Source organism: Neobacillus drentensis, from assembly GCF_021560175.1.
GTDB lineage: Bacteria > Bacillota > Bacilli > Bacillales > Cytobacillaceae > Neobacillus > Neobacillus drentensis_A.
The window spans coordinates 5,194,556-5,216,103 of the sequence record NZ_CP091110.1 but is presented as its reverse complement, the minus strand read 5'-3'; the positions used below and the strand labels follow the sequence as shown (position 1 = coordinate 5,216,103).

Genomic DNA, 21,548 nt, shown 5'->3' with positions numbered 1-21,548 from the left:
ATAATCACCACTCCTCTGATTTGGTTCATTTCATTATATAACAAATCGAGGAGCAATGTTAAAAAACTTAAATTTCCTGTGCTTTTGTTTGTTGGACGGATTCCTTTGCCGAAGCACTTTTTTTCGTATGAAGGAAGTAAAACAGAACTAATCCAATTAAGATATAAAACGAAGAGAAGCAATAAAGAGTACTGTAATCCATCTTTGAGGCAATGACCCCAATAATAAATGAACCTAACGCAATTCCGGTATCATAGATGGATAAAAACGTTGCCGTTGCCAAACCTCTTTTTCGAGGTTCTGCATCTTGGATTGCGATCGTTTGGAAGGTTGGAAAAAGGGTACCCCAGCCGATCCCAATCAATCCTGCTGATAAAAGGAAGGTAACCGCTCCATTACTTTGACTCAAAATAAACATTCCAATCGCGAAAAGAACGATACATGGGAAACTAATCACATTAGGACCATGCTGATCCAGCCATTTACCTGTGAAGGGTCTTGACGCTAATAAGACGATGGCATAGACAACAAAGAACATGCTGGCAATGTGCTCTAAGTGAATTTCACTTGCATAAATGGATACAAATGATAAAAGAGCAGAGTAGACAATTGCCAAAAAGCTGCCAACGATTGAAATTGGCACGGCAGAAGCCTCAAACAGGCTGCTGACGGAAAAAGAAGAGTGAGCTTTCGTTTGTTCAGGAGTTTCAAATGTATTATGTTTCACAATTAACCCTGTTATTAAAGAACAAAAAGCTACAATCACACTTAGAATAAATAATGGACGAGCACCCCATTGCTGCATCGCCAGTAACCCGACAAACGGGCCAAAAACCATCGCTAAATTCGTTGACATCGCAAAATAGCCCATTCCTTCACCACGACGGGAAGCAGGAATGATATCTGCCACAATTGTCCCAACCGCTGTTGTCGCCATACCAAACCCAATCCCATGTAAGAGACGGATCACTAAGAAACCACCAACGGTTTTAGGTAAGAAATAAAGAAGTGAGGCTGCAGCGAAAAGAATGAGTGCTGTTAACAACACCTTCTTATTTCCTGCCCGTTCAAGCCATTGTCCGGCAAGAGGGCGGGAAATAATCGCTGATAGTAAAAAGACCGTTGTCATCAAGCCTGCCATCGAAGAGCTACTATGTAATTCATCAAGGGCGTAAGAGGGAAGTGTAACAAGCAAGATGTAAAACGTTAAAAATAGAAAAAGATTACTAAAGGAAATACTAATAAAGTTTTTTGTCCATAGTTTAGGTTTGTTCATTTGATGCACCTCAATTTATAAAATTTGCTGTAACCAGCTTTTTTGGAGTTTTACGAGTTGTTCTCGAGATTCAATGGGAAAGTCTCTCATGAGTTCATGGTTGACCGAGTTAACAATATGCTCCCATTTTGAATATTCCTGATCAGCCAATTCTGTTAGCTGAACATGTTTTTCGCGTTTGTCTTTGCCAGGGACTTGAGTCACATATCCTTGTTTCACTAAACGTTGAATGGTTCTTGTCATGGGCGGCGCTTCAACAAATAGGTAATCGCAAATTTCTTTTTGTGTCAGCGATCCTTTATTTTTTAGGACATAGATCACAGACCACTGGGCACTGTATAATCCTGATGGTTTTAGTGCTTCATTGAGTCTATTGGTGAGATGTCTCGATAGTTGATGAAGTGTATGGAATAGTTCGTGGGTTGACATGGTTCGCTCCAATGTTTTTAAAATTAGTTACCTAGGTAACTATAATGGGGATTGTAGAAATTGTCAAGGCGGGATTGAAAAATTGGGCAGGATTTGTGGGAGAATGGGGTTCACGGAAATAATTGAAATTTGTACGGAATTAATTAGAAAATGCACGGAATTAAATAGAAAGTGCACGGAATTAATTAGAAAGTGCACGGAATTAAATAAAAAGTGCACGGAAATAATTAGAAAGTGCACGTAATTAATTAGAAAATGCACGGAAATATTCCGGTTTCCCACGGAAATAACGCAAAAAAGCGCGGAATCCAATCAAAATTCCACGAAAAAACCAAAACTTCGTAGAATCGCACACGCAAAATCCTCAAATCCCATCCAAAACAAAGAATCCGCGGAAGCACCGCGGACTCTTCATTATCTATTCACATTAAAATACCGAGCCTCAGGATGCGCAAACACAATCGCTGATACCGATGCTTCCGGCTCCATCATACAGCCCTCTGTTAACTCAATCCCGATCTCTTCAGGGTGAATCAACTTAAACAGCTTCTTCTGATCCTCTAACTCCGGACATGCCGGGTAACCAAACGAGAAGCGCTGCCCTTGATATTTGGCCGTAAAACGATCCTGCATTGTGAAATCAAGCGGATCCGGGAATCCCCAGCGATCGCGTATCTGGCGGTGAATCAACTCGGCAAAGCCTTCAGCAGACTCAAGCGCCAATGATTGAAGTGCATGGCTTTCAAGGAAACGTCCCTCTGCCTTAAACTCATCTGCTTTTTGGCGAATCCCTCTTCCAGCTGTCACCGTAAAGAAGCCAACATAATCCATCACACCACTGTCAACCGACTTTAAAAAGTCAGCTAAACAAAGGAATGGGGCGGATTCCTGACGAGGAAAATCAAAGGTCTCAATAATGGTCTTTTGATCTTCTGGATCATAGATATATACCTTATTACCATCCGATTGCGCTGGGAAAAATTGATAGGCTGCCGCAGGTGTAATCCAGTTATTTGCACTGGCGTCTGCTAACAATTGATCTACCGTTCCCTTAATTTTTAAGGCTTTTTCATCCTTTTCTGCAAGCAGCTTCGAAAGTTTTCCTTTCAAACCAAGATGATGCCCGATTAACATTTGCATATTGATATACGGCTCAATATGAGAAAGAGAATAAGATCTTAAAATATGTCTCTTCGTGTCCATTGGTGTAAAGACAGGTACTTCTGTTGACACCGCAGGCTTTACTTTTACTGCAACAGCACTAGCCGCACGTGTTGGTAATTCCCGTGGAATCTCCAATGCTGCCAGCTTTTCTTCTTTATCATCAAGCAGCTTTTGATACTCTTCCGGTGACTGTAATTGATTGGCAAGGGATAGACCGTTCATAGCATCCTTTGCATAAAGAACCAATCCATCATATTCTTTGGCAATCCTTGTATCGGTGAACTTACGAGAAAGGGCAGCACCGCCAACAAGAATCGGAACAGAAATCCCTGCTTCCTTCATGTCTTGGGCCGTTAACACCATTTGCTGCGCTGATTTCACCAATAAACCTGACAATCCGACCATATCCGGCTTCTCTTCACGAATCGCTTGCACCAAATCCGTTGGAGTAACCTTAATCCCTAAGTCAACAACGTTATAGCCGTTATTACTTAGGATAATATCTACAAGGTTTTTACCGATATCGTGAACATCACCTTTAACCGTTGCTAAAATAACTTTTCCCTTAGAAGCAGACACATCGCCTTTTTCCATATGAGGCTCTAAGAAGGAAACAGAGGCTTTCATGACCTCCGCACTTTGCAAAACCTCCGCGACAATTAACTGGTTATCATTAAAGAGGCGGCCGACTTCTTTCATGCCGTCCATTAATGGACCGTTAATAATATCTAATGGAGCAGGGTAGGAGGCAAGGGCTAATTCTAAATCAGGAAGCAAACCTTCTTTTGTTCCTTCAATCACATAGTAGGCTAAGCGCTCTTCCAAAGTCATATTTGGAATGGTTGTTTTTGCTTCCTTCTTTTTCCCACGGTAAAACTCGGTAAAGGTAGCTAATGTTTGATCCGTTGTATCAAATAACAAAGCCTCTGCTAATTGCACTTCATCCTTTGAGATGGAAGCAAACCGCTCCAGCTTTTCTGTATTCACGATCGCATAATCCAAGCCAGCCTGTGTACAATGGTAGAGGAAGACCGAATTCAGCACCTCGCGTCCCACAGGAGGAAGCCCGAAGGAAACGTTACTAATTCCAAGAATGGTCTGAACTTTTGGCAAGGCTTCTTTTATCATCCTAATTCCATCAACCGTTGCTTTAGCTGAGCCAATATATTGTTCATCCCCTGTACCAACTGGGAACACAAGCGGGTCAAAAATGAGATCTTGTGACTTAAGGCCATATTTATTAACTAACAGGTCATGGGAACGTTTGGCAATCGCCAGTTTCCGTTCAGCTGAGACTCCCATTCCTTCTTCATCAATGGTTCCGACAACGACAGCCGCACCATATCGGTGAATTAATGGTACAATCGCTTCAAAGCGCTCTTCGCCATCCTCAAGGTTAATCGAATTGATAATCGCTTTACCTTGAGAGTACTTAAGAGCTCTTTCGATGACCTTTTCATCCGTGGAATCGATCACAAGCGGAACCTTAACCTTCTTAACCACTTCTTTAATAAAATTCTCCATATCGACCATTTCTTCACGATCGGGATCGGCAAGGCAGATATCAATAACATGGGCGCCGCCTTTTACTTGGGCGCGGGCAATTTCAGACGCTTCTTCAAATTTGCCTTCTGTAATTAATCGCTTGAACTTACGAGAACCGATAACGTTTGTACGTTCTCCAACCATGATTGGTCGTAAAGTAGGATCATCGTAAATAAATGGTTCAATACCAGAAACCATGTGAGTGCTTGTTGATTGGAAAGGACGTGGCTGGTATTGTTTCATCGCTTCAGCAATCACCTTGATATGTTCAGGCGTTGTGCCACAGCAGCCGCCGACAATATTCAACCAGCCATGCGCCGCAAAATCGGACAATTTTTTCGCCAATATTTCTGGTGTTTCGTGATAGTGGCCGTCTTCATCAGGCAAGCCGGCATTTGGATAACAGCTGACAGCGGTTGTTGCCAAACCTGCAAGTGAACGAATATGATCCTGCATGAATTCAGGACCGGTCGCACAGTTAAGACCGACGGCGATCGGGTTCATATGTTCTACAGAAATAAAGAACGACTCAATCGTTTGCCCGGCCAAGGTTGTCCCCATCGGTTCGATGGTTCCAGAAATAAACAGCGGCAGGGTTTTACCCGTTTTTGAAAAAGCACTTTGAATTCCGACAAAACCTGCTTTCACATTCAATAAGTCCTGGCTTGTTTCTAGTAAAAGTAAATCAACGCCGCCGTCGATTAACCCAATCGCCTGCTCTTCATAAGTAGCAGAGAGAGCATCAAAAGTGGTTCCGCCCGTAACACTTAACGTTTTGGTTGTCGGACCCATGGAACCAGCTACATAACGCGGCCATTGATCGGTCGATACGCTCATCGCTTCTCTGACAGCAAGCATCGCTGCAATTTTATTAATCTCATAAGCTTTAAATCCAAGATCATATTCATCTAAAACAAGGCTCGTGGCCCCAAACGTATTCGTTTCAATAATGTCTGCACCGGCTTCTAAGTACTCCCGATGAATACGAGAAATGACGGAAGGAGCTGTTAGAACGAGGTGTTCGTTACAGCCTTCATACTGCTCGCCGCCAAAATCTTCTGCTGTAAGATCGGCTTGCTGCAGCATTGTACCCATTGCACCGTCCATGACTAAGATGCGCTTTTTAAGTTGTTCAGAAAATGGTGTTTTCGGCATAGCTGCCCCCCCTAATCTCACTTGCCCGCTGGTTTGTATAAGCAGCAAGTTCTGCTGTTAATTCAAACCTTAAGAATGGTGTAATTAAATAAATTCCATTAAATAAATCTAATGCTGTATCAATCAAGGACTTCGTAATCGCAATTCCTTCTCTAGCGGCCTGAAGCGGGTTATCATTCAAGAGAGCCATCCGGTCACGAATCGAGTCGGCAATTTTGATCCCAGGCACTTCATTATGAAGAAACTCTGCGTTTTTACTGCTGGTTAACGGCATTAAGCCAATATAAATCGGTGTATCAAGATGTTTCGTATTTTCATAGACTTCAATCAATTTTTCCTCTGAGAATACAGGCTGAGAAATGAAGTAATCGGCACCGTATTCAATCTTTTTCTCCAAACGCTTCACGGCTTTCTCAACCGAGCGGACATTTGGATTAAAGGCTGCCGCTACACTAAAAGCTGTTTTTTGTCCTAAATCTTTACCAGAGAAGGACAAGCCTTCGTTCATCTGTTTGATCATTTGAATCAGTTCAAACGACGACACATCATAAACGGAAGAGGCACCAGGGAAATCTCCGACTCTAGCAGGGTCTCCCGTAATCGCTAAGATATCATTCATTCCAAGGGTGTGAAGTCCCATTAGGTGCGATTGCAGCCCGATTATATTGCGGTCACGGCAGGCAAGATGAATCAGCGGGCGCATAGCGTATTCACTTTTTAAAAGATAGCCTAAGGATTCATTAGAAATCCGAACGGTTGCCAGTGAATTATCCGCAAGTGTGATCGAATCGATTCCCGCCTTTTTTAGCGCCTTAGCCCCTTCGAAAAACTTAGTCGTATCCAGCTTTCGAGGAGGATCTAATTCAACAATCACTGAAGGCCGTTCTTTCACGATTTCCTGCAGGGGAGTGAATTCCCTTTTAGGAGTTGATTCGACAATAATCGGCCGTTGTTTCAATTTTACAACTTTTTCAGTCACAGGGATACTATTCTTTAATTCAGATGCATAGGCGCGAATATGGTCAGGCGTTGTACCACAGCAGCCCCCGAGTAACCGCACTCCTTCACTGCGAAAGCTTTGCGCTGATTTTTTAAAATAATCGGCATCGCCTTCATAATGAAACTTTCCGTCCGTATAGGTAGGAAGGCTGGCGTTTGGATACGCAGAGAGAAAGGCATGCTTCGGGATTTCCACCTGTTCTAAAGCCAATAACATATGATGCGGACCTAAGCGGCAATTAAGACCGACAACATCGGCGCCAAGGCCTTCCAGTCTTTTTAACGCATCATTAACAGGTGTCCGGTCCTGTAAGAAACCAGGATCCTGAAGGGAAACTTGAGCGATAATGGGCAGCTTTGTTTCCTTCCTGGCAATCGTTAGGACGGTTTCAAGTTCTTCTAGGTCGTAAAAGGTTTCGAGTAATAGTCCATCCACACCTTCAAGGAGCAAACAATATAATTGCTCCCGGAAGCTCCGCTTTAATTCTTCTATGGTCATCGAACTTGTTTTAATTCCACGGTTGCCGCCGATAGTCCCGACGACAAAAGCATTTGATTGGGCGGCTTTTTTAGCATTCCGGACGGCAGCGCTGTTAATCTCCTTTACGGAGTCTTCCAAGCCATATCGCTGCAGCTTTAAATAATTGGCTGCATAGGTATGGGTTTGAATCACATCTGCCCCGGCATCAATATAGGCTCGGTGAATATTTTGGATTTGCTCCGGTTGAGATAAATTTAACTCTTCCGAACACGTATCCACGCCGAATGAATAAAGCAGCGTGCCCATCGCACCATCCGCAATTAGGATTTGTTTTTGTAATTTTTCTAAAAGGTTCATAATCATTCCCCTTGATGTAGGACCAAATGTTTAGTACGAACTTGCTCAAGTGCTTGTGAAAAATCTTTTATTAAATCATCAGGATTTTCAAGTCCCACCGATAGGCGGACGAGTCCATCGGTAATTCCACGCTGATGGCGCTCCTCACGAGACATAGCAGCATGAGACATTTTCGCTGGATAAGAGAGAATGGATTCTACCGCACCTAAACTGACCGCAAATACAGGTATGTTAACATTTGCTACAAAAGTGCGAAGCGCATCTTCAGTCGCTAATTCAAACGATAAAACAGCTCCGGGACCATCTGCTTGCTCTTTTTGAATTTGATATTGCGGGTGGCTTGCAAGCCCTGGATAGTGAACTTTTTCCACAAGTGGATGCGCATCTAAAAATTCTGCAATTTTTATCGCTGATTTTTGTGATTGCTCAAGTCGGACACTTAGCGTTTTGATTCCTCGTAAAACAAGCCAGGCATCTTGAACACCCAAGATAGCCCCAAAGCTATTTTGCAGAAATCCTAATCGTTTAGCCAACTCTTCGTCTTTAACAACGGCAAGACCAGCTACCACATCACTATGTCCGGCCAAAAATTTCGTTGCACTATGAAGGACAACATCTGCCCCAAGTGCTAACGGTTTTTGATGGGAAGGCGTCAGGAATGTGTTATCAACAAATGTTAACGCTCCGATTTCTTGTGCAATCCTACTAACCGCTCTAATATCCGTTACTTTCATTAATGGATTGGAAGGTGTTTCGACATAAAAGGCTTTTGTATTCGGCTGAATCGCTTCTTTTACTTCCGCCAAATTGGTCATATCGACAAACGTATGTTCAATCCCAAGTCTTGTCAGAACTTGAGTGACCATCCGGAAGGTACCGCCGTACACATCCTCGGTTATGACAATATGGTCGCCAGATGATAGAAGAAGGAAGGCAGTTGAAATAGCCGCCATTCCAGATGCAAACGCAAATCCTTTCACTCCGCCCTCAAGTTCTGCGATTACATCCTCAAGTGCTTCACGAGTTGGATTCAAACTGCGGCCATAATCATACTTCCCAAATGAATCAAAATCAGCTTGATGGAAGGTTGATGCATGCTGGATCGGTACACTAACTGCCCCTGTTACTGGATCAATTTTATGCTTATTGTGGAGCAGTCTGGTTTCAAAACTATATTCTTCGTGCGCCATTATGCGGTCACTCCTTCTTGAACTCTAGCAAAAGCGTTCTGTAAGTCTTCAATAATATCTTGTGAATCTTCAATTCCAACAGAGAAACGTAATAAACGATTGCAAACGCCGGCTTGAATGCGAATCTCTTCAGGGATATCCATATGTGTTTGCGTTGCTGGGTACGTAATGAAGCTTTCCGTTCCGCCTAAGCTTTCGGCAAAACTAATTAAATTTAAATTCTGTAAAAATGGATTTACCCATGCTTCGTCCTTGATTCTAAAAGAAACCATTCCACCGCGTCCTGGGTAGAGAACATCTGTTACCGCATCACTGTTTGAAAGGAATTCAACAATGGCCTTCGCATTCTTTTCATGCCGGTCCATCCGTAGTGACAATGTTTTCATGCCGCGCATTAATAACCAAGAATCAAATGGACTTAACACCGCTCCGGCTCCGTTATGATGGAAGGCTAATCCTTCACAAAGTTCTTTGCCTTTCGCTACAACAAGGCCAGCCAAGACATCATTATGACCTCCAAGGTATTTTGTTCCGCTGTGGATGACAATATCCGCACCAAGGCTAATCGGCTGTTGTAAAAGCGGTGTATAGAACGTATTATCTACGATTAACAATAATCCGTGCTGCTTAGCAATCTTTGAAATCGCCGCAATATCCGATTCCTGCATTAGTGGATTGGTTGGTGTTTCTAGAAAAATCGCCTTTGTTTGCGGAGTGATTTTTTTCTCCACTTCGTTCGGACAACAGGTATTTACGTATTGAGTCTTTAAGCCCCATTTTTTATAGCCTTTTTCTAATAGGCGGTAAGTTCCGCCATATAAATCATCGCTGACGATCCATTCGTCACCAGATTCAAATAAGGCAAGAATCAGTTGGATAGCAGCCATACCAGAGCTGCAGGCAAATCCTTGATCCGCACCTTCTAAATCCGCAATTGTTTTTTCAAGGAGCTGACGGGTCGGGTTTCCTGTGCGGGTATAGTCAAACCCGGTTGATTGCCCGATTCCTTCATGGCGGAAGGCTGTAGAGAAGTATACAGGCGGGTTGACGGTTCCAGTTGTTGTTTCGCTGCGGTTGCCGATTTGGGCAAGTTTTGTATCGATTTTGTACATGTCGGACACTCCTTGTAGTGAATAAAGTTTATAATGTTTCGCATTAACGCGATTGAGTAATAAAGCTTTTAGATAAATAAAAAAAGTCTTCTTATAAGAAGAAGACTTTTGGATGCACCACGCATTTGTCATTCTTCTTATCTTGCAAATTAGTAAATTTGCAGGACTTAGCACCTTTTCAATGAGAATAGACATTGAAGGTTGCTGAGGTGTCGCAGGGCCCTTCCCTCAACCTCTCTTGATAAGAAATCAATTATTTAGATTATTTATAAAATTTACTACAAATTTTGCGGTATGTCAATTTATTTTTAACTTCTTCATATTCCTTCCAGTTTTTCTTAGGTTTCTCACAAGAAATTGTTAAAACTTCCATTAAAATATTAACTTATTTTATTACGTTCTACCAAGTTACTAAGTAGGAGTCGTATCTCCAGCTTGGGAGGGATACTAACCTGATATAATGAAATTTCTAAGCCTAATCAATGATTAGGGTGGGAGACAGAGTCATGTGGGCAGATGACTAGGCTGTAATCTCCTATAGAGTAACAGAGGTGCTTAAAGGTGCCCTCAGGATGGTTGGAAAACATATGCAAAGTCTAAAGTCCCTATTTAGCTAGGATGAAAGTCGGGTTTAGTGATCCAAAGAGGTCTGCATGGAAGGGACAGCGTTCAACGGATAAAAGCTACCCTGGTATAACATGCTAATTTCCCCAAGATCCACATCGACGAGAAGGTTTGCACTTCAATGTGGTTTATTGTATTCTGGGGCTGTTTTGGGTCCCAATCCGTAGAGGATATAAGAAATTAGAGAAAAATCCTTAGTATGCCATGACTGGGATGGACGAACAAGTAGTATACCAGTTGTTTGACCAAAGGCATCACTGGGTGTATGTGCGACAGGATATGTGCAGAAAGCATCTAAAAATGAAGGACTCCTGCAGATAACTTTTTCTCTTTGTCAATCTAGTAAGAACCCTGAAAAAAGATGGTTGAAAGGTCATAGATGGAAGCATGGACATATGGAGCTGACTAATATTAATTGTTGGCGGACTTAACCAAAAAGAAAGCCATGGCGATTGGTCAACTTCGACGGACGTTTGAGAGCTGGCATTGCAAATCCTGGTTTTTGGATATTAAGGGATGGGATTGAGCGGTCGAGAAGTTAGGAGCCAAAGCTAGATAAGTCAAATGAACAATGAGATCTCGTATATTACTTCTTCTACAATATATGGTTTTTGAGGAAATGGAACCTCCAAGGATCTATTTTACTTAACTTAATTTCAAAAATTATGGCATATTGAATACCTGCTCCTAAAACATATCCGCTTCATGGAAGCTAATATTGACCTAGTTGTAAGGCCAGCAAAAACTACAAATTAGTGATGTTAGCAAGGAACTACTCTGAGACCTGTTTACAAAACGAACACAAAAGTTAAGCCTCTCAGTGCTTATGGTAGTTGAATCATTGCCTGAATTTAGTCTCAACCGGGTTGATTATAATTTTACATCCCACTTTAAAAGGTTATAAGAATAGTACTCTTACAGCTATTTATGTTATTCATTCGTACTATTTTTGTTGGAATTCAAGTATGTCTTCTAGAAAAGACCCAAGTTTTTGCACGCGCTATTTAATGCTTCTAGTCACCATCCAAATGAATAGTAGGATCTGCTTTCATAAAAGTTGTTGAAATCCCTATTCACGAAAATTCTTTTTATGATTTTGCCATTTTGTAAAAAGTAGATAATCTCGATAATTTTTAAAATCCTCTTTACTCATTCCTTCATTAATTGCCTTTTGAATTAAGGTCCTCCATTCTTCATCAAGTTGATGATCAATACAAGGGTGTGATTTAAAACCATCAGTCCCTAATAAAAAAGGAATAGTGGTGTCCAATGATGCAGCAATTTTAGATAAAAACTGGAGTGAAGGGTTATTTTGAAGATTTCGTTCCATATAACTTAAGTATGATTTTGATACTCCTGCAAGTTCTGCTAATTCTGTTATGGAATACCCCTTTCGTTCTCTTAATTTTTTAATACGATCTCCAATCATTTTAATCTCCTTTATTATATTATTTACGAAAATATCGTTTTTTGTACAAAAATATACGTTATAACGAACAATTTGTATAAAAAAATGTAAGTATTTTCTAAAAAAAGAAAGTTAGAAAAAAAACAAAAAAATGAGATTTTCACTTATTCATTATAATGAACAAGTTTTTATATTACAAGTGGCTTTATAAAAGAGATGGTGGAGTAAAGGAATTTAGATGATATTTTTACGTTTTTTTTTTTTTGAACGCCTTAAGTTGAATTTAAAATTTTCCATTTTATTATTGTTCAAATAAGAAAATGTATGTTATATTTTAAAAAAAGAGGTTCTTTTTAAAGAACACTATAAATACTATTTATTAGAAATAGAGGTGGTATTAACAAAATGGAACGTCAGCATGTAGGAGATCGTATAAAGGATTTACGAATTCACCACGGGATGACTTTAAAGGAATTAGGGGATGTAATCGATTTTAACTATAGTAATCTTTCTAAAATTGAACGAGGAATTCGTAAGCCGACAATTGGATTCTTAGAAACACTTTCAAATTATTTTAATATTGAAATATCCTATTTTTTTAGAAAGAATGAAAAGACTTTAAAAGAATATGGAGATTGGGTTAAGTTATCTGAAGAAATGAAACAAAAAAATATTACATTACAAGAAATAAGAGAATTTGTTGAAACACTTAAATCTTAAAAGTGTACTTTTCTAATTCATTTGACTTTGTCTGGTAATTATTCACTTTTTAGGTTGACAGGTTCTATATAACGAACGTAGAATAGGATATAACGTAAATTGTTATATTTGACCAATTTAATAATCTTAAAATTATATTAAATAGGTTATTGGATACCATGGTTGTTTATCATTAATAATATAGATATGAAAAAGATTTATTTGTTGGATTAGTCAAAATATTAACGATAAATAGCCGAAATATTTGGAGGAAACTATGGAAGAATTGGATTTTATTACGGTGAAAGATTTAATTAATGCTATTAAGAGACGGTTGTGGATGATAGTGATAGTCACACTGCTCGCAACAATTGCAAGTGGTATTTATAGTTTTTATTTTATAACTCCAATATATCAATCTTCTACACAAATTCTTGTAAATCAATCAAAAGAAAATGGACAAGGAATTGATTATAACCAAATTCAATCCAACCTAGAATTAATAGAAACCTATAGTGATATTATCAAGAGTCCAATGATACTCGATATAGTAAGTAGCAAATTGGAATTAGCTCGCCCTGGTAAGATGTTAGTTGGTCAAATAAATATAAGCAGTGGTGAGAAATCACAAGTATTTACTTTAACAGTACAAGATAAAGATCCCGAAACTGCAGCAAAAATTGCAAACACTATTGTCGAGACATTTAATGAAGAAATTCCAAAATTAATGAATGTTAATAATGTAAATGTTTTATCATTGGCAGAAGTAAATCAATCACCAACAAATCCGAGTTCGAAATTAATTGTAGTCGTTGGTTTTATATTTGGACTAATAGTAAGTATAGGACTTTGTTTTTTACTAGAAAAGATAGATGATTCAATTAAAACAGAACGTGATGTCGAACAGTACTTTGGTCTTCCAGTTTTAGGGGATGTGTTTGAGATAAAAGGCAAACACATGAAAAAGAGAAAGCATGTTAATCTAGCAGTCAGAGGTGAATCAATTGATGCACAAACGAAATAAGAAAGTAAATATAAAAAGAGAAAAAAGCTTGATCTCTTTCATTAATCCGAAATCAATTATTTCAGAGCAATATCGTACGATTCGTACGAATATCCAATTTTCATCCATTGACAGAGCCTATCGAACGATAATTATTACTTCCGCAGGATTTGGTGAAGGAAAGACAACGACAACGGCAAACTTAGGTGTTGTAATGGCCCAACAAGGAAAAAAGATTCTCATTGTTGATGCGGACCTCCGCAAACCAATGATGCATTATACCTTTAAAACAGAAAATACGATCGGATTAACTAACGTTCTTATACAACAAACTTTATTACAAGAAGCTATACGAAAAACGGATATTGAAAAATTAGATATCTTGCCAAGTGGACCTATTCCTCCAAATCCAGCGGAATTACTAAGTTCAGATGCAATGAAGGAGCTTATGGAGCTAGCCCTAATAGAGTATGATCTGGTTTTATTTGATTCGCCGCCTGTTAATGCTGTTGCCGATACGCAAATACTTTCTAATTTAGGTGATGGTGTTGTATTAGTTGTAAACAGTGGCAAAACGAAAAAGGACACTGGCACGAAAGCATTAGAGTCACTAAATTCTGCAAATGCAAAGCTTTTAGGTATTGTTTTAAATAATAAAAAGCAAAAAGGTGACCAGTACTATTACAACGGAAGCCAATAACTAGCTAACATTCTGATAAAATTCAAATTTTCTGTATGTTATTTATTGAAAATAAGAAAAAACCCTACTTTAAAAGCGTGTTATAGAAGAAAATCTATTAATTTATATGTGTTACTTTAATTGTATTTTTTTTTACATTAAAGTTCTTTATAAAGAACGTCTGGTTGTTTTATTACGAAAATTTTGGTGATGTCTCCTGTACCACTATCAATGGAGGCACTCGATTATGCTGTGGGTTGGAAGATGCCTTAGACGCTAGTCGTCAAGAGTGTAATGTGAGGAGGGGTTTGATGCCCTATTAATTTATGATTTCTTACTCTTAATTTTTTTTCTTATTTTTAAAAAAACAAGGAGAGATTTATTTGAAAAAAGTTAGAAAAGCAATTATTCCTGCAGCAGGGCTAGGGACGAGATTTCTACCTGCAACAAAAGCGATGCCAAAGGAAATGCTTCCAATTGTTGACAAGCCTACTATTCAATATATCGTAGAGGAAGCAATTGAATCCGGCATAGAGGACATCATAATCGTTACTGGAAAAGGGAAAAGAGCAATTGAAGATCATTTTGATCATTCATTTGAACTAGAACAAACTTTAGTGGAAAAAGAAAAATATGATTTGTTAGAAAAAGTCCAGCATTCCTCAAAGCTTGCTGATATCCATTATATTCGTCAAAAAGAGCCGAAGGGATTAGGGCATGCTGTATGGTGCGCACGCAAGTTCATTGGTGATGAGCCATTTGCCGTTCTCCTTGGAGATGACATTGTTGTGGCTCAAAAGCCCGGATTAAAGCAGTTGATTGAACAATTCGAACAAACAGGATCATCTGTTATAGGAGTACAAACTGTTCCAGCAAATCAAACGAGCCGCTATGGAATCATTGATCCCCTTGGCCAAGAAGGAAGACTTTATAAAGTAAACAATTTTGTTGAAAAACCCAAAGAAAATCCACCGTCAAATTTAGCAATCATAGGGAGATATGTATTAACTCCTGAGATATTTTCATTCTTAGACAACCAATCGATTGGTGCTGGGGGAGAAGTCCAACTTACTGATGCAATACAACAATTAAATCAATTACAAGAAGTCTATGCCTATGATTTTGAAGGAACAAGATATGACGTTGGAGAGAAGCTTGGTTTTATTCTTACAACCATTGATTTTGCATTAAAAAATGAAGAGTTGAGAGAAGATTTTTTACAGGCTTTAGAAAAATATCTTGAAATTGAAAAAGTATCCAACTAGTAGGAGGAGAGATTGTTGGCCCTTACTAAAACGAAAGAAAAAGTAAACATGGTTAGTGATTTTTATCCGAAAAATTTTGATAATCAAAAATTGGGTTATTTACTTACGAAACGTGTCTTAGATGTTGTTGGAGCTTTCGCTGGAATCATCTTATTATCACCTTTTTTTATGATTGTTGCAATTCTTATCAAAATGCAGGATCCAAGAGGCCCCATTTTTTTCAAGCAGCAACGAATTGGTAAAAATGGAGAAAGGTTTTATATGTACAAATTTCGTTCAATGGTTACCAATGCGGAGGATTTATTAAAGGATTTATTAGAAAAAAATGAAATAAGTGGGGCTATGTTTAAGATGAAAGATGACCCCCGTATTACGAGGGTAGGCAAGTTTATAAGAAAATCCAGTATTGATGAGCTTCCTCAGCTTTGGAATGTAATGAAAGGTGAGATGAGCCTAGTTGGACCTAGACCGCCATTACCCAGAGAAATTGAAGAATATGATGATTACGATAAGCTGCGATTAACTGTCATACCAGGATGTACAGGTTTGTGGCAGGTTAGCGGGAGAAATAGTCTGAGCTTTAAGGAAATGGTTGAACTGGATATTAAATATATTTTTGAAAGAAATATTTGGATGGACATTAAAATTATTTTGAAAACCTTTCTCGTTTTATTTGGATCCAAGAATGCTTTTTAAATAAAGGGGTGTTTGAATGAAAAAACATTCAAAAATATATGTTGCTGGACATCGAGGGCTAGTTGGCTCTGCGATTTTAAGAAAATTAGAGAACGAAGGATTTACAAATTTAATTTATAAAACTAGCGGTGAATTAGATTTACGGAATTTCGAGAAAGTTTTAAACTTTTTCGAAGAACAGGAAATCGAGTATGTGTATTTAGCTGCCGCAAAAGTTGGAGGAATCGTAGCAAACAATGAGTATCCAGCTGATTTCATTCGCGATAATCTTTTAATACAAACCAATGTAATCGATGCAGCATATAAAACCGGCGTAAAGAAACTACTTTTCTTAGGAAGTACTTGCATTTATCCTAAGTTTGCTCCTCAGCCTCTAAGAGAAGAGTACTTATTAACTGGTGAACTAGAACAAACGAATGAACCATATGCGATTGCAAAAATTGCCGGGATTAAAATGTGTCAATCATACAATAGACAATTTGGAACAAAATACATTTCCGTTATGCCAACAAACTTATATGGCCCAAATGATAATTTCGATTTACATACATCGCACGTATTGCCAGCGTTAATTCATAAATTCCATGAAGCTAAAGTAAATAACATTTCTGAGGTCGAGGTATGGGGAACAGGAACGCCAAAAAGAGAATTCCTATATTCAGAAGATTTGGCTGATGCGTGTGTGTTCCTAATGAATCATTATGAAGGAAATGAAATAGTAAATGTAGGTGTTGGAGAGGACATTTCAATTAAAGATCTTGCTGTAACCATTAAGAGGGTTATTGGCTTTGAGGGTGAAATCAAATTTGATACGAAAAAACCCGACGGAACACCTCGTAAATTAGTGGATGTATCGAAAATAAATTCTCTGGGCTGGAAAGCGAGTATTCCTTTAGAAGTAGGACTACAAAAAGCATATAAATGGTTTTTGAAAAATGAATTATCAAAAATACATTAATAAATTGGAGGACTAACATGAAAAAAGCATTAATTACTGGTGTGACAGGGCAAGATGGTTCATATTTAGCAGAGTTTTTATTAGAAAAAGGATATGAAGTCCACGGTATAATTCGCCGTAGCTCTTCTTATAACCAAGAACGATTAGAAGATATTCTTACTGTTGAAGAAGCAAATGTATTAATAAATAACCAAAATTTCCACCTTCACTACGGAGATGTTACAGATGCTTTAAACATTACTAGAATAATTGGTGAAATTCAACCAGATGAAATCTACAACCTTGCAGCCCAATCCCATGTTCGTGTTTCATTTGACATGCCAGGATATACATTAGATGTGGATGCAAAAGGTACATTGAATATTTTGGAAGCTCTTCGCATTTTAGGATTAACAGATAAAACACGTGTTTATCAGGCTTCTACTTCTGAACTTTATGGAAAAGTACAGGAGGTTCCACAAAAAGAAACAACTCCATTTTATCCGCGTTCTCCATATGGAGTGGCAAAGATATATGGATTCTGGATAACAAAGAATTATCGTGAATCTTATCATATGTTTGCAGTAAATGGGATTTTGTTTAACCACGAATCAGAACGCCGTGGTGAAACTTTCGTAACCCGCAAAATCACACTTGCAGCAGCCCGAATTGCTCAGGGGAAACAAAAGAAAGTGTTATTAGGAAATCTAGACTCTTTACGTGATTGGGGTTATGCGAAAGATTATGTTGAATGTATGTGGTTAATCCTTCAGCACTATAATCCTGAAGATTTCGTAATTGCAACTGGTGAAATGCATACTGTACGAGAATTCGTAGAGTTAGCATTTAAACATGTTGGTGTTGATATTGAATGGACAGGGCAAGGTGTAGAAGAGAAAGGTGTTAACAAAGCAACAGGTGAAGTAATTGTTGAAGTTGATCCTCAATTCTTCCGACCTGCTGAAGTAGAGCAGTTATTGGGCGATCCAACAAAAGCAAGAACATTATTGGGGTGGAATCCGACAAAAACTTCTTTCCAAGAGTTAGTTCGTATAATGGTTGAGGCCGATATGAAGAAAGTTGAGAAGGAAGATGTAGCTAAAAAGATGTTTGATTATGTTTTAGTGTAATCATTACCTTTTTTGTATCAGAAGTTTTCAATAAATTGGCAGAATACTCATAAATTATTTTCAATTGACTCGGGGGAAGACACAGATGTCTAATGTGTTGAGAAAGACTGCAGATGAACCTGTTGAGGGTTTTGTCCGAACAGTTGATGAATCGAAGATTCCTACATGTAATATCTTAGAGGTAAATATTGCCGCGATTAATATGGAGTGGTTAATTGATTATTTAAATAAAAATATAAAAGATTTAACCGGTGAATACATCTGTGTTTCAAATGTTCATACTACAATAACTAGCTATGAAGAACCAGATTACTGTGCTATTCAGAACAGTGGCATTATGGCTATTCCAGATGGTGGCCCACTATCTACTATTGGCAGAAAACGTGGCCATAAAAACATGGCAAGAACTACTGGTCCGAGTCTAATGGGAGAAATTTTCAAGATTTCCGCTAAGGAGGGTTACCGTCATTACTTTTATGGGTCAACGGAAGAAACTCTAGAAAAACTATTTCAAAAACTAAAAGAAAATTATCCTGGTTTAGAAATTTCCGGAATGTACAGTCCTCCTTTTCGACCGATGACAAAGGAGGAGGATGAGGCTATTGTTAATGTCATCAATGGGACGGAGCCTGACTTTGTTTGGGTTGGTCTTGGCGCACCGAAGCAAGAAAGGTGGATGGCAGCTCACCAAGGTAGGGTAAAAGGCTTGATGATTGGTATCGGTGCCGGATTTGATTACTATGCAGAAAACATTTCTAGGGCACCTGAGTGGATGCAAAAGAGTAATTTGGAATGGTTCTACCGGTTGATGCAAGACCCGAAAAGATTGTTTAAGAGATATTTTTATACTAACACAAAGTTCATATGGTTGGTTTTAAGAGGGAAATAATGTGAATTCGGGCCTGAAATAAAGGTTAGATTTCTGCGGATTTATATGAACATTATAATCACATAGAAGTGAAACAATAAATAGTCGGTGATTGATATGAGTGAAAAAAAGAAAATTTGTATGATAGTCCAAAATCCAATGGTTAAAGGCGGGATTGCTGCTGTAGTTAATGGGTATAGAGGTTCCATGCTAGATCAAGAGTTTACAATAAGTTATGTCGAATCATATAAAGACGGTAGGAAGTTTACAAAACTGCTAAAAAGTATTAAAGGATATTTTCATTTTGCGAAAGTTCTTTTGTTAGAGAAACCCGAACTCATTCATATTCATTCTTCATTTGGTCCTAGTTTTTATCGGAAGATTCCGTTTATCTATATGGCGAGTTGGGCGAAAAAAACAATAATTAATCACTGCCACGGGGCAGATTTTGATAGTTTTTATTTGAATGCAAGTAAGAAGAAAAAAATATTGATAAAAAAAGTATATAACAAATGTACTGTAATTATTGCCCTTTCTGATGAGTGGAAGGAACGACTGAGTTTGATTGTTCAAAATGATAAAATTGAACTTATTGAGAATTATAGTAGAATCCGTGAGGCTGCAATTAAAGAAAACGTAAATCGGCAAAGAAATGAACAGATTCTTTTTCTAGGTGAGATTGGACAAAGAAAAGGGTGTTACGACATCCCGGCTGTAGTTGAAAAAGTTGTGGAAAGTTTTCCTAATGTTAAGTTTGTTTTAGGTGGTACTGGTGATATCGGATCGATACAAAAGTTGTTAAGGGAAAAAGGTATAGAAAAAAATGTAATTTTCCCTGGGTGGGTAAGGAACAAAGAAAAAGATAGATTACTCAGAGAAAGTGATATATTCTTTCTGCCCTCATATAACGAAGGGATGCCGATGTCAATTTTGGATGCTATGGGCTATGGTTTGCCAATTGTTAGCACCAATGTAGGTGGGATACCAAAGATTGTTCATAATGGAGAAAATGGATATGTTTGTGAACCTGGTGATATTCAAGCATTTAGTAACGCAATAATAAAAATCTTAATGAATGAAGAGATTCGTAAGAAATATGGTGAATCCAGTGTGGAAATAGTAAAACAAGGATACTCGTTTGAAGGGCATATAAAACGATTAGCTAGACTATATACAAAACATTAACTACATCGGATTAGCGTAAATCTTTTCAATAAGTGACATAAGTTGTCCCTATTTTATTTTATTGCTAATAAATCAATAAATAGGAGTCAAGTAAATGAAAAAAGTTCTATTTGTCATATCAGCATTAACAACTGGTGGAGCAGAAAAAAGCTTAGTCAATCTACTAAGTCTTTTTGATTATTCAAAGTATAAAGTAGATTTGTTGTTATTTAAACATGAGGGTATTTTTATTAAACAAGTACCGAAAGAAGTAAATATATTAAACATACCTAGTACATTAAAATATGCATTCAAACCGTTGGATTCTGATGGAGTGAGAAAAATATCTTCATTAAATGCAGGTTTTAGGAGATATCTTGGTACATTTTATACAAGGTTGAGATATAACGGCAATACTAACAAAGGGAAACAAATTAGATGGAACACATTTTATAGAAATGCTATTAAGGATTTACCAGGACAATATGACGTAGCTTTTTCTTATATGCACGGTGAAGCTATGTACTATGTAGCTGATAAGGTAAACGCCAAGAAGAAGATTACATGGGTACACAATGATTATAATGCAGATGGTTTTGATAAAGAGTTAGATAGGCCTTATTTTGCGAAATTCGATAGAATAGTTTCAATATCTGATGAATGCATAAAAATATTTAGTGATATTTTTCCTGACTTTGCTGACAAGTCAATATGTATACCGAATCTAACTTCATCCTCCTTAATTAAGAAATTGGCACTTGATTTTCTTCCAAATGAATATAAGGAAGTTAGAGCAATGGAACCTGAGAAAGCAATACTATTATCAATTGGTAGGTTAAGCAGCCAAAAAGGGTTTGATGTGGCGATTCAAACGGCAAAAATTATGCAGGATCAAAACATTAATTTTATCTGGTATATTATCGGGCAGGGGGAACTAAAAGAAAAATTAAAGAAGCAAATAAATGAGGCAAAGGTAGAGGACAAAGTAATTTTATTAGGGACCAGGGAGAATCCTTATCCCTATTGCTATTATTGTGATTTAGTTGTTCAGCCTTCCAGATATGAAGGAAAATCTGTAGTACTGGATGAAGCTAAAATCTTGGCTAAACCGATCGTTGTTTCCAATTACGATACTGTTAGGGATCAAATTTTAGAGGGATCAGAAGGAATAGTCATACCTCTTGAACCTCACCAAATCGCACTGGCTATTATAGATTTATTAAACAATCCCCATAAACGGAATCACTTGTGTGAATACTTACAATCACATGAATATGGCAACGAGGACTTAATTGAAATGTACTACAATCAAATCAACTAAAATAATAATCTAGCACTCTTTAAAATTAGTAAAAGATGCCTTGAAA

17 protein-coding genes, 1 riboswitch and 1 other annotated feature are annotated in these 21,548 nt (G+C 38.1%); of the genes, 10 read left to right on the top strand and 7 right to left on the bottom strand.

The annotated features are described in order from the left end of the window. Window positions 1-67: 67 nt before the first annotated feature. From L1999_RS24760 to L1999_RS24730, 7 genes are all read right to left on the bottom strand, one after another. A complete protein-coding gene (locus tag L1999_RS24760; protein ID WP_235740953.1) occupies window positions 68-1,276 on the bottom strand; it encodes an MFS transporter in 1,209 nt (402 codons plus the stop codon). A gap of 15 nt (window positions 1,277-1,291) precedes the next feature. Beyond that, window positions 1,292-1,705, bottom strand: coding sequence for a MarR family winged helix-turn-helix transcriptional regulator (locus L1999_RS24755; RefSeq protein WP_235740952.1), 414 nt, complete (start codon window positions 1,703-1,705; stop codon window positions 1,292-1,294). Window positions 1,706-2,119: 414 nt separating this feature from the next. Then, on the bottom strand, window positions 2,120-5,569 hold the full coding sequence (gene metH / locus L1999_RS24750) for a methionine synthase (RefSeq protein WP_235740951.1): 3,450 nt from the start codon (window positions 5,567-5,569) through the stop codon (window positions 2,120-2,122). Then, window positions 5,547-7,406, bottom strand: coding sequence for a bifunctional homocysteine S-methyltransferase/methylenetetrahydrofolate reductase (locus tag L1999_RS24745; RefSeq protein ID WP_235740950.1), 1,860 nt, complete (start codon window positions 7,404-7,406; stop codon window positions 5,547-5,549). Before L1999_RS24745 ends, metH begins: the two co-directional genes overlap by 23 nt. Before the next feature lie 2 nt (window positions 7,407-7,408). Next, complete coding sequence (metC, locus tag L1999_RS24740) at window positions 7,409-8,596, bottom strand: cystathionine beta-lyase (RefSeq protein ID WP_235740949.1); 1,188 nt, start codon at window positions 8,594-8,596, stop codon at window positions 7,409-7,411. Beyond that, a complete protein-coding gene (locus tag L1999_RS24735) occupies window positions 8,596-9,708 on the bottom strand; it encodes a methionine biosynthesis PLP-dependent protein (RefSeq protein ID WP_235740948.1) in 1,113 nt (370 codons plus the stop codon). The genes metC and L1999_RS24735 overlap by 1 nt, the downstream gene beginning before the upstream one ends. Before the next feature lie 134 nt (window positions 9,709-9,842). Beyond that, window positions 9,843-9,956: riboswitch (SAM riboswitch) on the bottom strand. Window positions 9,957-10,071: 115 nt separating this feature from the next. After that, window positions 10,072-10,488 (top strand) — a sequence feature (23S ribosomal RNA rRNA prediction is too short). A gap of 913 nt (window positions 10,489-11,401) precedes the next feature. Continuing rightward, complete coding sequence (locus L1999_RS24730; protein WP_235740947.1) at window positions 11,402-11,761, bottom strand: helix-turn-helix domain-containing protein; 360 nt, start codon at window positions 11,759-11,761, stop codon at window positions 11,402-11,404. A 384-nt stretch (window positions 11,762-12,145) separates the two neighbouring features. Between L1999_RS24730 and L1999_RS24725 the strand changes: the two genes are divergently transcribed. The 10 genes from L1999_RS24725 to L1999_RS24680 all read left to right on the top strand — a co-directional run bounded on the left by L1999_RS24725 (window position 12,146) and on the right by L1999_RS24680 (window position 21,502). Next, window positions 12,146-12,460 (top strand): helix-turn-helix domain-containing protein, encoded by a 315-nt coding sequence (locus tag L1999_RS24725; protein ID WP_235740946.1) that lies wholly within the window; start codon window positions 12,146-12,148, stop codon window positions 12,458-12,460. A gap of 256 nt (window positions 12,461-12,716) precedes the next feature. Further along, a complete protein-coding gene (locus L1999_RS24720) occupies window positions 12,717-13,463 on the top strand; it encodes a YveK family protein (protein ID WP_235740945.1) in 747 nt (248 codons plus the stop codon). Then, window positions 13,447-14,142 carry a CpsD/CapB family tyrosine-protein kinase gene (locus tag L1999_RS24715; protein WP_235740944.1) on the top strand — a complete coding sequence of 232 codons (696 nt, stop codon included), beginning with the start codon at window positions 13,447-13,449 and terminating at the stop codon, window positions 14,140-14,142. The genes L1999_RS24720 and L1999_RS24715 overlap by 17 nt, the downstream gene beginning before the upstream one ends. 362 nt (window positions 14,143-14,504) lie before the next feature. Further along, window positions 14,505-15,386 carry a UTP--glucose-1-phosphate uridylyltransferase GalU gene (galU, locus tag L1999_RS24710; RefSeq protein WP_235740943.1) on the top strand — a complete coding sequence of 294 codons (882 nt, stop codon included), beginning with the start codon at window positions 14,505-14,507 and terminating at the stop codon, window positions 15,384-15,386. A gap of 15 nt (window positions 15,387-15,401) precedes the next feature. Next, window positions 15,402-16,082 (top strand): sugar transferase, encoded by a 681-nt coding sequence (locus L1999_RS24705; RefSeq protein WP_430539990.1) that lies wholly within the window; start codon window positions 15,402-15,404, stop codon window positions 16,080-16,082. A gap of 16 nt (window positions 16,083-16,098) precedes the next feature. Then, window positions 16,099-17,040 (top strand): GDP-L-fucose synthase, encoded by a 942-nt coding sequence (gene fcl, locus L1999_RS24700; RefSeq protein ID WP_235740942.1) that lies wholly within the window; start codon window positions 16,099-16,101, stop codon window positions 17,038-17,040. Between the two features lie 17 nt (window positions 17,041-17,057). Beyond that, the gene (gene gmd / locus L1999_RS24695; RefSeq protein WP_235740941.1) at window positions 17,058-18,149 is read left to right on the top strand and encodes a GDP-mannose 4,6-dehydratase; all 1,092 of its coding nucleotides are present in this window, start codon (window positions 17,058-17,060) and stop codon (window positions 18,147-18,149) included. 85 nt (window positions 18,150-18,234) lie between these two features. Continuing rightward, a complete protein-coding gene (locus L1999_RS24690; RefSeq protein ID WP_235740940.1) occupies window positions 18,235-19,038 on the top strand; it encodes a WecB/TagA/CpsF family glycosyltransferase in 804 nt (267 codons plus the stop codon). A 96-nt stretch (window positions 19,039-19,134) separates the two neighbouring features. Further along, entirely contained in the window at window positions 19,135-20,202 is a 1,068-nt protein-coding gene (locus tag L1999_RS24685; RefSeq protein WP_235740939.1) for a glycosyltransferase family 4 protein, read from the top strand. A 94-nt stretch (window positions 20,203-20,296) separates the two neighbouring features. Further along, complete coding sequence (locus L1999_RS24680) at window positions 20,297-21,502, top strand: glycosyltransferase (protein WP_235740938.1); 1,206 nt, start codon at window positions 20,297-20,299, stop codon at window positions 21,500-21,502. Window positions 21,503-21,548 lie beyond the last annotated feature (46 nt).